Below are 13,919 nucleotides of genomic sequence, written 5' to 3'. Positions count from 1 at the left end.
TTGTTGACTGAAGTATCATGTTTCTTAACTAATTGAACAGGTAGCATCACTTCACGCTCTCATTTAAGCCTCTATACAGTGCATCAAGCAGCGTGTGTGTCTTATCACAGCTATATTCCCAGAACATGGCGCCCGCAAGTCTTTCACGTTTGACATACTCACATTTATGTGTGATCGAATCCACGTCATCATAGGAAATAAACGTGTCTCCATTAAATAAAAACGGTGCTTTCGCCTCATCGTCCCAATGCCGTGTGTAGCCATTCTGATTGATGTAATTAGCAAACAGTTCTGTATATTCTGGGCCATAGCCACCTGTTGTGCCGGCCATTTGTAGAAATCCATGATTCTTATTCGGCACCTGCTTCCACATTCGGGAATAGAACGCCACGCCAATGACGATTTTCTCTCGGGGGACGCCTGCCTTAATGAACATATTCACCGATGCCTCTGTACTGATACGATACAAATCTCCTGTCGTATGAAATAAATTCGTATGATGTCCCGTTAGAATCTGGAATCCGCCACGCATATCGTAGGTCATCAACTGTATAAAATCCAAATATCGCTGTACTTGATCCATCTCGGTGCCATCAATGTAATACTGATCAGCACCTGCCGCAATTGTAAGCAAGTAATGCCTGCCATCCGCTGTACCTTTCACATCTAGTGCATCTCGAATCGCCTTTAGTAGCAGTGTGAAATTGTATCTATCCTCCGGCGATGCTTCAATGTCCGCTTCACTGTAACAAGGATACTCCCAATCCAAATCGATTCCATCGAACGGGAAATCTGTTATCACTTGCACAGCCGACGCTGCGAATTTCTGACGTCCTTCTTCGGTAGAGGCAGCCTCAGAGAAGCCCCCATTCCCCCATCCGCCAACGGAGAGCAGCAGCGTCAGATTCGGATATATCGCTTTCATCTCTTGTAGCTGGTTCGTGCATTTCAAATGTGCTGTTGTAATCTGCTCATCCTTTACATAACCAAATGCAACGTTGAGATGCGTTAACTTCATCAAATGGTCATGCGTTAACTCAGATAGTTTGGAGTCACTCACGTAGCCTGCTACAATCATTTGTTGATCCATCCCTTCACACCCTAGTTAAGATTTGAATCGCTTCCTTGCTCGCTGCAATCTTATATCCTGATGACATGTACCGAATCTGATCTTCACGGTCCACAATGATAAGATGGGGAAAGCCCGCTTCACTCGCTTGGGAAGATGCAAAGAATTCAGGTAATAGATTATTCGTTGAATCACGAACAAACACTGTATTTGTCGGAAGATCGGGATAGTCCTCGGGCCGAAACGAGACTGTCCATTGCTCTTCACCCACCACGAGAATGATCGGAGCACCTAGCGCATTGAACTCATGCTTTAACTCAGAGAGTTCACGAAGCAAATGCTTTGAAGGCTCTCGTTCCGGCTCCAGCCAAGCGACATAGGCGCTCTTTCCACCCAGAAGATCTGCAAAAGTCTGCTCCACACCTGTCCATGAGCTCAGCTGCTCAAGTCGTTTGACCTTGCCGTACACTGGAATTTCCAATGTAGATTGTCGATACTTCATGACCAGCTTCTTCTCTTCCCCTTCTGCAATATGAAAATAAGTGAGCTTTATAAGCACGGTGCCATCCTTTATTCGTACGCCTGTCGTCAGACGGTATGCTCCCTGCTCAACCTCAAGGGGTGTATCATATAGGTTATTTGCGCCATGCGGGTAACATAAGGTTTTATAAAAACCGTTCTCCAGCCGAGCTAAGGTGAAATTCTCATAGTAGGAAGCCGTTGGTTGGACTGTCCCTGCACCTTGATCACGATGAAGGATGAGAGTGCCGTTCGCTAATTCTATCCCGCCTCCAACAACGCCTTTAGTAAATTGAGCATCCACGAAAATATTATCCACCATAAATTGCGGCTTGGATTCAATGGGATGCAATCGCGCTGGGATTCCTAAACTACGACAAATGGATACGAACATGATATCCAGGGAACTGCGATCACCTACGCGCAATTCAAAGGTACCCACTGCCGTTCCCTTCCCTTTCAGATTCGGAAGGTCTGTCCATATATCCCACGTTTCATCTATGAATTGGACTAGCTTCGTTGGGTCCTGAAGGAACAATGCCACCTCATCTGAAGTGAAAGCTTGTTGGAAAAATGTACGATACGGTGTAATCATCTCGGAATGTACACGAGGACGCAGAATGTAGGGAACGAACACTTCCTCCGTGAGTTCACCACGTACAGCAAGTGCACCAGCCACATGATCTGTAAGGGTTGGAATGAATGTGTCGATTAAATCCTTGTCATTACAACACTCTAATAACCGTAATACCCATTCTCCATACACGGATGTGGCTGCTTCCAAAAAGGCGGCTATCTCTACACTGTTACCACGTGCCTTCTGAAGCACTGTCCATACACGATCTTCCGGGAGACCCAGTGTTATCCCGAGCCTCCTCGCTGCTTCTTCTGTCACAAAAGTCACTTCATATTTCGCTCGAATCGAGATCCCTTCCTCCAAACGTTCATGATGTCGCTGGATACGAGTTTCAGACAGTTCCTCTATGACCTCACCTTCACACGCTGGAGGCGGTACCATATCATAATCGACCACCGTGCCTGCATCGGGCTGATTTTCTTGATCCAACACAAGCTCAACACAATCACAGGCCGCGACTGAAATTTTCACTTCCCCCCACTTCCCACTCTTTGCCGCACGAATCATGAGGTCACCGAGACCTGTTTTGAAGGTGGCTTCCCCTTGAGCATTGGTAGATAGGACGGCTATCGGGTAAAATTCGGCCATGTTATACACTTGGAACTGTACTTCTGCATCCTGCACAGGCTGCTCGAATTCATCCTTCACATGAACCGTAATTATCCGTGTGGATGCGTAATTTTCCAATACATTAATTTCAGTGAACCACTCATCTGCAAGCGTAATCTCTTCTGGACCTTGATAGTTAGCGAGAATACGTGTGTTAATTAACATCGCTCTACGCGCTGGAGGTCCAAACCACCCTTGATTAGGACGGGCTTCCGGTTCGCAAGCCCCAATAAAATACCATTCACCGTCTGCCCATGCCTCCACCCATGCGTGGTTATCATCACAATGAGCCCAACGTGGCGTATACACTTGACGTGCAGGTATACCTATACTGCGAAGGGCTGCCACAGCTAGTGTGGATTCTTCACCGCAACGCCCACGTGCATTTCGAATCATCGTTAATGGCGAAATCGTCCGCAAATCACTCCCAATGTACGTTGCCATTTCATGACACCAGTAATTCGTCTCAAGAATAGCTTCCGTCATAGTCAACTTACTAGTTCGCTTCTCTAATTGCTTATGAAGAATATGGCGGTGATCTTCAATGTTTTCGGTATTAACACGATAGGGCAGCACGAAATGTAAAAATATATGATCCGGTACTTGCCATGGCATATCTCGGCGAATCTTAAGTGTCGTTCTCACATGATTCAAGAAAAGCTCTCCACTGTAATCCGCCAAATCATTCACTGGCATATACGCATAGAGATACTTAAGTGCAATTATTTCTTCTTCCGTCAAGTCCTGTTCAAAGATTTGAAATAACTGCGTTGCACGTCTCTTGGCCAAAATCTTCTTCTCCTGAAACTTACGTTCAATCAGTTCCATATCCAATCACTCCTTCCAGAGAAACCCGTCCTCGCGAATGTAAAGACGGGACGTCTTATCTGATGTTGATGCAGATATTATAAAAGTTTTAGTCGTCGTTTCAATGCTTGGTTCAATGGTCCATGTATCCTCTTCACATAATGTAATAAAATCGGTTGTGAACATGCCGTGTGTTTCGTAATAGTTCCGCTCACGATAATAGAGCTTCCGTAATTCCCATTTGATATGTTCATCCCGAGGGATGTCGAAGTGATATGGACCCGCTTCATTCACGAATACAACATAGCCCCACAGTTCTGGATAATGCATATTAATGATTCCTTGTGGTGACCACACCCAATTATCCTCAGGATAAGGCTTTCCTGTGTCGGGGTTGTGAAGCTTAAGATACTTATCATCGACAACCTCGGTCTGCCATTCAACACGTGAAAAATTAACACGCCAAAACTCCCCAGCGTATGGTGATCGTCGATCCGTGGCACATTCTTTTAAACTATTCCATGGTATTGCAACTTCAACCGTCCATTTCCGATTGTCAGCGTGCGGGTTATTTAACTCACCTTCGATATGAACAGCCGTCTTCAAGCCTTGGATATCCCAACCGTTGATTGGAGGACCTCCGTCACGATAAGGTTTCACAAGGAGTAAGTCCCATACCGTGTTCAAGGCGTTAATCTCAAACTCGTAATACTGATGGGAATCTCCTGTCGGATCTATAAAAATCTCAAAATCATTGTCGTAAAAAATAACGGAATCACGTTCTGTCAGCGTTCCCCAGATCTGATCTTCCATCAGCTCTGCACCAAAGTAAAAATACTCATCATCCCACAGCATCTTTACTCTCGTATCCTTTCCTGGCATCGGACGCAGATCTCCTTCAATATCCACAAACTTTTCTGTCCATGCTGCATGCTGCCAAAAGGGCTTATCTAGCTTCCCATCCAAGACAAGCGACTCCGTCGCTCGTCTGCACAGATAATGCTTGGGGGCGTATGAAACCATGTGAGGCGCTGGTACTCCACTTCGATTTACCATGTGAATGCTCCTCTATCCGTTAATGTACTTTAGTTGTGCGTTACAACTGCGCCTGAGCCGCCGTACATCTCAATTTCTTCATCGAATTCCAATTTAAGTACTGTCACTTGATCATGCATTTCTTCAGGTGTTATATGAATCCAAGTTGTACCTGGTATGTGAAACCACGGCACACCACCGTGAATTTCATGGGTGAGCTCCTTGCCTGAGTGAAGCACCGTAATCTTTGTAATGGGATTACACAGCCCTTTGAGGCAAATGTTCTCCCTAGGTGTATCGTAAACGAAGAGGTACAAGTTCTTCTTATCCGGAGACAATGTACTGCCACCTAAATAATAGCGTGTCATAATACCCTCTTGTGTTCCATAGATGGCTTCTTCATGTGTACGTATCCAATCACCTAGTCCGAGCAAGATCGCTTCCTGCCTAGGATCAATCGTTCCATCCTCCATGGGCCCAATATCTAACAGCATATTCCCGCCCATGCTGATACAGTCACAGAACATTCGGATCATTTGATTTAATGATTTATAATTGTGGTCTGTATGCACATAACCCCATGACGTATTTATCGTCGTGCAGAATTCCCACGGACCTTCCGGACGCGTAATGGGAAGACCTTGCTCGGGCGTCTTATAATCCCCATACCCTTGCAAGCGTGAGTTTATAATAAGATCAGGATTAAATGATTTCAGATAATCTTTGAATGCTGGCAATCCCCACTGCTCTGCGCTTCGTTCCCAATCCCCATCGAACCATAACAGATCAACCTGACCATATTCCGTTAACACTTCTCCCAGTTGGTTACGGTTAAATGCCAGAAATCTCTCCCATCGCTCTGGATCTTGGACACCATCCATCGGACTTGAATAACGATTTACCTGACTCAAGTCATCTGGTACGACGCCTTTCTCATACACTGATGGATAATCAGGATGAGACCAGTCAATGAGGGAGTAATACATCCCTACGCGAAGACCCTGATCTCGAATCGCCTCAGACCACTCCTTAATAATATCTCTCTTGGCAGGTGTCGCCTTCATAACGCTCAAATCACTGAACTTCGTATCAAATAAGGCTACTCCGTCATGATGCTTCGTCGTTTAGAACAGAATACTTGGCTCCTGACTTCGCAATCAGCTCTGCCCAATACTTCGCATCAAATTTAGAGGCCGTAAAGCCATTCAATTGCTTCATATAGTCCTCATAAGACATTCTCCCGTTATAGAAAGACCATGATTCTGCAACTCCTTGTACCGCATAAATCCCATAGTGAATGAAAATTCCTAGCTTTGCATCGGTGAACCACTTCTGCATCTGCTCTTCCTCCCATAGTTCAACTCGTTATTTCATGCGAAATACATGTGCAATTGGGGCAATTCCCGTAAGCTCGCTCTCTAGTAAATGAACGATCAATCCAGTTGTTGTTCGTTCAAATGTTAGATTCTCTTGTCCGCCAACAAGATCTATTTGCGTCACAGCCTGCTCGAGTGAAATACAAATCTCACTGATCACGAGTTCCTGCTCCTTTGAGTACAGATGGATAGCATAGATGACATCGCCTTTTTTCGTGAAATGTGTATTTCCAACGGAGTATGGCGTACATATGCGTGTTCCATAAATCGCCTCACCATGGACTTTGAGCCAACTGCCCATTCCTTTCATCCGATCCATCGCTGCTCTTGACAAGCGGCCATCTGGTTGTGGTGCGACATTAAGTGCCAGGTTACCACCTTTGGCTACAACTTCAACGAGCAAATGAATTAATTGACGTGTCGTCTTGTAATGATCCTCATACCGATAAGAGAACGCAGTCCCCATCGTAATACAGCTTTCCCATGGGATATGCAGGGGACGCGCGGGCAACGTTTGCTCTGGTGTAACGACATTCTCATAAGGTCCGCCAACGGTACGGTCTGCACTTAGTAGCCACGGCTGATGCAGACGTGCCTTCTCTACCACTTCACCCAACCGAATATCCTGTGGATTATTCTTATTCTGTGGACACACCCATCCCGCATCCAACCAGAGCATTTCAATCCGACCATATTTCGTCATCAATTCCATGATCTGATCATGTGTGTACTGCACGAATTGCTCCCATAGCCATGGATAATCTTGTGTTGGATACGAAGGACCTCGATTCATGAACGTCCCCGTCTCCATACCTGGGGCCCAGTATGTTGGTGTGTGCCAATCCGCTTTGGAGAAGTAGGCAGAGATCCCAAGTCCCTTGGCCCGAAAAGCATCAAATACGTTCTTACAAATATCCGCGTACTTATGTGCATGGAAAGGACAATCCTTACCCGTGATGCGATAATCTGTTGTCTGCGTATCCCACATACAGAAGCCATCGTGATGCTTCGTTGTGAAATTTAAATATTTGAAGCCACCTTCTGCAGCAACCTCTGCCCACTTCTCAGGCTCAAAACGGAGCGGATTAAAGGTTTTATTCAGCCCGAAGTATTGCCGCTTCAGCTCCGTCGAATCAACCCCCCAATCAATATCGTCCCGTGACCAATCTCCATCTTTATCACTAAGCGCCCACGATTCAACTAGTCCAAGCTGCGAATAAGGTCCCCAGTGCATCATCAAGCCCAGCTTCTGATCCTTGAACCATTCCAGCTGATCTAATAGCTGCGAATCCTCCGGCTTAACGTACTCCTCCTCTGTGCTGTAATTGTGAACTCCTTCAACAACAATTTGCTCCTCGACAACATTAGCGTCACTCATTTGCACGACCTCCATGCAGCTCTTCTGAGGCTGCGATTCTATTGATTTAGTATGATATATTTTCAAAAAAACATTTGACATAAAAATAAATATCCGCTATAAACATCCTATTATGGAATATAAATAAGTATTCAAGCGCCGATCTATATCTTGCTGTATTCAAAGCTTGATAGAAACATCTCCATGTATACTCCATAAAAAGGGGGAAACCACTTTGAACTATAACTATTTCAAATCGAAATTGTTTCTGAAATTCACTGGTTCGTATCTACTTATCCTTCTTATTCCGCTTATATTTGTAATCGTTTTCATTTACCGAAATGCTACCGATAATTTACAAAAGGAGATTGAAAATGCTCACTTTAATCAGCTCACCCAAATTAAAACGGTAGTGGATGGACGCATGAATGATTTAAGAGATATGGCGTCACGGATGTCATACGACGCTCGTCTCGCTCATTATCGCATACTGGATCCTTATGAAAGTCGTGACGCGATAGCGGCACTAGATAGCTACAAATCTTCCAATTCCATTGTGGAGGATATATTTCTGTACTATCATCATGACCCTAATATTTATTCCAATCATGGCATGTATAGCCTGGATGTATTTCGTAGCTCCTATCAGTTTGGAAGCTGGAAGAATGATGAACTTGTGACTGCTTTAAACTCGTCCAAATTTCCATCCATTCGACTTACGAACATGCTGAATCAAAATTCACCACTCGAGCAATCTGTATTAACCTATATCCTGCCGATCATTCCCAACACCTCAGATCCATATGCTTCTGTCATGTACCTCATTAAAGAGAAAGAGTTGGCATATCTGATCGATTCCGTTCTCGGTAACTATCGAGGATTAACGTATATTTTTGATAATCATGGACGTGTTTTATCCTATAGTGGCCATGGAGATACAGTTAGCCAACAGGATATCCAACGGTTATCAGAGCTTCCACCCGGCATACATAATCTATCGATAAACAACGAAGATCATTCGGTTATTTCCGTCACATCGGATGTCAATGGCTGGTCATATGTGACTTTAATGGCGAGTAATCAATTTTTCAGTAGCGTGCTTAATGTTCGGAGCTTCATCATTATTTTATTCATTGTGATCGCCATTGTAGGAACAGCCATCGCTCTATTATTCGCTCGGATGCAATATCTTCCGATTGCTGAGCTCGTTCGCTTCACGAACAAAAAAACAGATACACCGGCCTCCGGAAATGAGCTCGAGTATATACGATCAACATTACAGCAGTATAGCTCCAAGGTTGATCTCCAAGAGCCCTATGCACGCAACCATGTTCTCTCCATGCTATTAAAGCATGGACATGCACAAATGATGACGCATGGAATATTCGATACCTTTCATCTGCACTTCGAGCAAAGTCATCATTTTGTCATGATGATGGGCTGGGATGACTTAGAACAGCAGCATCTTCAGGCGCGACAAGAAGTACATCGCAAGCTTGCGTATATTGAATTTCCAGCGCTTGCTGCACAAGTATACGGTGTAGAGCTCCCGCAATTGGATCAGCTCGCACTCATTGTGAGCTTACAGCTCGAAGATGATGAGGCACTCGCTGCACAAATCGTTCATATCGTGGATGCGATCCGTGAATATACATTAGGCATAATGGATATCCACCCGATGATCGGTGTAGGCAAATGTTATGAGAGCCCTCAGCAGCTTAATCAATCCTTTGTTGAGGCTTGCTCCGCCTTCGAATTACGTAAATCGACCGAGCATGGAACCACCGTGTATTTTGAAAAGCTATCCAGTGCCCATGATCAAACGGTGTTACTCCCTAGTAACGAGCTATTAAAGCTTGCACAAAGCTTGAAGCAGGGCAACTACGAAGTCGCCAATCAAATTATTCACACAGCCATCCATGGGCTTGATAATAAACAACGATCTACCCTGCTGATGCGATGCGTATTGTTCGACCTGCTGAATACCATGCTCAAAACTGCAGTTGAGCTAAAGATGGATAACATGATGCAGTCTGCTTCTCCCCATTTCATGAATGGTCCCGTCCATCTTATAGAGCAGAATTTCTACCGTTTAGCCACTCAGATTTGTACACAGGTAGAGCAGACGCATAAAAAAGAAGAACATTCACTTATGGATCATATCGTTGCTTTTATCGACCAGCACTATGTTGATCATTCACTTAGCCTTGAATCTGTTTCTGCTGCGTTTACGATTTCACCTTCCCATCTCAGTCGTTCATTCAAGGATAAGGTCGGCATCAACTTCGTCCAATATATTTGGCAAAAACGATTAGATAAGGTCAAGGAACAGCTCGTAATAACAAGTGATCCGTTAAAAGATATTATCCAGCGCGTCGGCTACCTCGACACACCAAACTTTATTCGAAAATTCAAAAAGGAAACCGGTTATACCCCGGGCCAGTATCGACAGATGAATAGTAATCATCCCAATACTGAGCCTAACGATACCGTATAATCCTTTCTCGGTTAGGGTTCATCATAACTTTCCGGTCATGCCTAGCATGACCGGAAAGTTTTTCAAAATATGAGAATGTATAAGCTTCACAAATTATTTGCTAGCAGCCCATGTATCGTATGCTTGTTGATACGTTGATTCGAGCTTCTCATACCCCATTTTTTTCATTTGAGCGATATATTTATCCCAATTGGTTAATGGCTCTGCGCCTGTAACGAATTTTGCTTCCATTTCCTTCACGTATTTATCCAAATCGGAACGGAGTGTTTTGATTTCCGTCTGTTGGTCTACCGTCAGGAATACCGATGGGAAGGGAGCCTTTGCAATAGGTGTAAGCTTTGTAGCTGTTTCTTTGTCAATCCAGTCATCAAAGCTAGTACGAAGACCTAAAACATAGCTGTTCTCATAGGAACCTGGTGTATTAATCCCGTAGTTTGGCGTGATTGTACCGCGGTATTCTTCACGATCCGTACCATCTGGAACTGGCAGCCATTCTTTCTCGCCTGTTGCTTTATCTTTGTATTTAAATAACGTACCTTCAGGTCCATATGCCCAGAAGGAATACCCTTCTTCGCTAAATTGGTAATCAATCCAGCGCATACTTGCTTCCGGGTTCGGGTTCGTGTTAGAAATCGCGAAACCGCCAATGGTGTTAATACCAGGATGCTTGCCGTATACAGGTGTTCCAGCAATATCACTAGATACAGGCTGCATCATCGGGTTATCTTCACTCGGTTCACCACCAAGCGTGAAGTATGGAAAATAATCGGAGAATAAGGCCACTTGATTGTTTTTCCCTTTTGCTTTCTTCTGCTCATCGGTTTGAGAGAATGTTTCATGATCCAGCAAATTCTCGTTCCATAAGCGATTCAAGAAGGTTAAATATTCTTTGTAGGCTGGTTCAGCTTGTGGAAAGTGTACTTTGTTCTCCTTATCTACGTAGATATCCTCGTTATACATCCCCCAGAATCCGAGGAAGAACATCCGTAAATCATCTAATTTCACAGAGGATAGAGGAACCTCATCGTCTTTACCGTTTCCGTTCGCATCTTCCTCTTTAACCTTCTTCAAATAGTTGTATAGCTCTTCTGTTGTCTGCGGTAATTTGTTCTCCATGCCGAACTTCTTCAAGAACTTCCCGTTATACCACATCGGTCCACGATACCATACCGCAGATGGCTGAATATTGCGTAGTGCATAGATATGTCCATCTGGTGTTGTCATTGATTTGCGAATATCCGGATTTGCATCGAGAATTTTTTTTAAATTAGGTGCGTAGCCCTCATCAATGTATTTTTCTAAAGGCAGCAACAATCCTTGACTTCCGTAGGTAACTTGATCCGATCCTTTTAGATCCGCCGCATAAAAAATATCGGGAAGCGTACCGCTTGCAAATACCAAATTCTTTTTCGTCTCAAAGCTGTCTTGTGGGGCGTTTTGAATCTTTAACTTAATATTCGTCATCTTCTCGTATTCCTGAATAACAGGCATCTTGTTCCAATCCTGACGCCCTACATCCGGTGCCATAATAGAAAGCTCAATCGGATTATCCACGATAGGAAAGCCCGTCTTATGAACCTCTGCGGCTGTGTCTGAGCTTTCTGTGCTTGCCGTCCCCTTATCGTTACTCGATCCACATGCAGTAAAAATAGAAATTGACATGGAAAGACATAACAACATGAGTCCAGTTTTACGATAATTCGTCATACAAAAACCTCCCCTTTTTTACTTGTATCTTAAGATCAACCCTTAACAGAGCCAATCATGACACCTTGCACGAAATAACGTTGCAAGAATGGATAGACAGCAATAATCGGAAGCGTAGATACGATAATGACCCCATACTTCACAAGTGAAGCAATTTCTGCCTTGTTGTTCTGGGCTGCTGCAGCTGTCGCATCGATAATGCCACCTACTTGCGATTGCATTTCCTGAAGAACGAGAATCTGACGAAGCACAAGCTGCAATGGATATTTCGCATCATCATTCAGGTAGATCATGGCGCCGAAATAGCTGTTCCAATGCCCTACCCCGTAGAATAAGGCCATAACTGCGATAATTGGCATCGATAACGGGAGAACAATCCGCAGGAATAATCGAATATTCGTCGCGCCATCGATTTGAGCCGCATCTTGAAGCTCAGCTGGAATGGAGTTCGCAAAGAAGGTACGAGAGACGATAATATTCCAGATTGACGCTGCGCCAGGAATTACCAGTGCCCACATCGTGTTGACCATGCCTAGCCCTTTTACCAACATGTATGTAGGGACGAGACCGCCTCCAATGAACATCGTTACCATGAACATCCCCATGAAAAACCCACGGCCTACAAAGTCCTTACGACTGAGTGCATATGCCGCTGGCATCGTAACGACCAAGTTAATCGTTGTGCCTAGCAATGTATACAAAATCGTATTTCCATACCCCGTCCAAATCTTCGAGTTCTGAAATACAATCTCATACCCCTTAAAGGTAATTCCTTTTGGAAAGAGCCACATTTCACCGGAAGCAACCATCTTCGGATCACTGATGGATGCGCTAATAATATATAAGATGGGATATGCGACTAACAGCAATGCTATTGCCACATACGTATAGATGCAAATTAGGAATATTCGGTCTCGCTTAGAAAGCTTTATACCTGATACCATAAATTCCAACCTCCTTCTACCATAGACTGTTCTCGCTCGTACGGCGGACAATCTGATTCACCGTAATGAGCAGGATGCAATTGACAATGGAGTTAAATAAACCAACAGCTGTTGAGAAGCTATATTGCGCATCGACAAGACCAGATCGATAGACAAAGGTTGAAATCACATCAGAGCTTGACATATTTAACGAATTTTGCAGAAGTAATATTTTTTCAAAACCTACACTTAACAAGCCACCCATATTCAGAATTAATAGAATGGTCATGGTCGGTATAAGCGCTGGTATATTGATGTGGCGAACACGTTGGAAGCGAGAGGCCCCGTCAATGATTGCCGCTTCATGTAAGCCTGGGTCTACACCCGAGAGTGCCGCCAAATAAATAATCGTCCCCCAACCCGCACTCTGCCACACGCCTGAGAATACATACATCGTCTTAAACCAACCAGGGCTTGTCAGAAACTGCGGTGCACTAAAGCCTAAACCTTCAATGGCATGAATAATCATACCGTTCGATGGAGACAAGAAGGTAATAATCATCCCCGCCATAACAACGACAGAAATGAAATGAGGTGCATACGTAACGGTCTGAACAAGTCGCTTGAAGAAGCCATCCTTCACTTCGTTAAACGCAAGCGCCAGAATAATTGGGATTGGGAATCCAATGGCTAATTCATACAAGCTAATACTGAGCGTGTTCCACAGCAAATCCCAGAAATAGTACGAGTTAAAAAATCGAATGAAATGATCAAAGCCTACCCATTCACTGCCAAAATAGCCTTTTGACGGAATGTAGTTCTTAAAAGCAATCTGAATCCCATACATCGGTCCATAGCTGAAAATGAGGAAGTAAAAGAATGCAGGTGCGATAAAAATGTAAAGCTCCCAATTCTGACAAATCTTCTTCCATGTCTCGTTTCTGCCCTTACGCTTTTCTTTCGGTGCTGAATTCACAGTTCGCATATGTACGCTTCCTGTTTCATGCATCGCGACATCCCCTCCTTATAGGTAATGATGAGAACATTCTGATCATCGAGTGAGCATCATTATCTATCGAATTGTTATCAATCGCATTAATGCTAGCGCTTACATTTACACTATATAGAATCGAGCGAATCGTAAATATGTCATTCTCGCTTATCAAGAATTTCGTGTTGTACTGCGGGATGATATACGTTTCACCGCTATGTTGATGTTCTAAAAATGTGTCATTCTTGCGCTTTTCGCTCATCATTCCGTTGTATTACAATGCCAAAGCTGCTCACAGAGGCAATGTGTATAAATCTCCATAGAACATGTTTTTTTTGCGCATTTAAAGGGAATTCATCCTAAATCTAACGTTTGTTGACTGAAGTATCATG

Annotated in this window: 8 protein-coding genes and 1 pseudogene; 1 reads left to right on the top strand and 8 read right to left on the bottom strand. The window is 44.0% G+C overall.

The genetic code is table 11. The features are described 5' to 3' along the window. Nucleotides 1–46 precede the first annotated feature (46 nt). From CA600_RS29000 to CA600_RS28980, 5 genes and pseudogenes are all read right to left on the bottom strand, one after another. Complete coding sequence (locus CA600_RS29000) at nt 47–1,090, bottom strand: glycoside hydrolase family 18 protein (RefSeq protein ID WP_094874575.1); 1,044 nt, start codon at nt 1,088–1,090, stop codon at nt 47–49. Between the two features lie 4 nt (nt 1,091–1,094). Further along, on the bottom strand, nt 1,095–3,662 hold the full coding sequence (locus CA600_RS28995; RefSeq protein WP_094874574.1) for a transglutaminase domain-containing protein: 2,568 nt from the start codon (nt 3,660–3,662) through the stop codon (nt 1,095–1,097). A 6-nt stretch (nt 3,663–3,668) separates the two neighbouring features. Further along, the gene (locus CA600_RS28990; RefSeq protein ID WP_094874573.1) at nt 3,669–4,697 is read right to left on the bottom strand and encodes a carbohydrate-binding family 9-like protein; all 1,029 of its coding nucleotides are present in this window, start codon (nt 4,695–4,697) and stop codon (nt 3,669–3,671) included. A gap of 29 nt (nt 4,698–4,726) precedes the next feature. Further along, nucleotides 4,727–6,014, bottom strand: a pseudogene (locus CA600_RS28985) (alpha-L-fucosidase). A gap of 27 nt (nt 6,015–6,041) precedes the next feature. Then, nucleotides 6,042–7,430, bottom strand: coding sequence for an alpha-L-fucosidase (locus CA600_RS28980; RefSeq protein ID WP_094874572.1), 1,389 nt, complete (start codon nt 7,428–7,430; stop codon nt 6,042–6,044). Nucleotides 7,431–7,644: 214 nt separating this feature from the next. Here CA600_RS28980 and CA600_RS28975 point away from each other — a divergent pair, with 214 nt between their 5' ends. Further along, a complete protein-coding gene (locus CA600_RS28975; RefSeq protein WP_094874571.1) occupies nt 7,645–9,906 on the top strand; it encodes a helix-turn-helix domain-containing protein in 2,262 nt (753 codons plus the stop codon). A gap of 93 nt (nt 9,907–9,999) precedes the next feature. On the opposite strand, the gene CA600_RS28970 is transcribed toward CA600_RS28975, so the two are convergent. Genes CA600_RS28970 through CA600_RS28960 form a run of 3 tightly spaced genes read right to left on the bottom strand, consistent with a single transcriptional unit; the run spans nt 10,000 to nt 13,521 of the window. Further along, nucleotides 10,000–11,613, bottom strand: coding sequence for an extracellular solute-binding protein (locus CA600_RS28970; protein ID WP_094874570.1), 1,614 nt, complete (start codon nt 11,611–11,613; stop codon nt 10,000–10,002). Between the two features lie 35 nt (nt 11,614–11,648). Next, nucleotides 11,649–12,557 (bottom strand): carbohydrate ABC transporter permease, encoded by a 909-nt coding sequence (locus tag CA600_RS28965; RefSeq protein WP_094874569.1) that lies wholly within the window; start codon nt 12,555–12,557, stop codon nt 11,649–11,651. A 16-nt stretch (nt 12,558–12,573) separates the two neighbouring features. Beyond that, entirely contained in the window at nt 12,574–13,521 is a 948-nt protein-coding gene (locus CA600_RS28960; RefSeq protein WP_094874576.1) for an ABC transporter permease, read from the bottom strand. Nucleotides 13,522–13,919: the final 398 nt, after the last annotated feature.

Source organism: Paenibacillus sp. VTT E-133280 (assembly GCF_002264385.1).
GTDB lineage: Bacteria > Bacillota > Bacilli > Paenibacillales > Paenibacillaceae > Paenibacillus_AQ > Paenibacillus_AQ nitricinens.
Note: the sequence above shows the minus strand (reverse complement) of the source record. Positions and strands in the feature narration are given on the sequence as shown.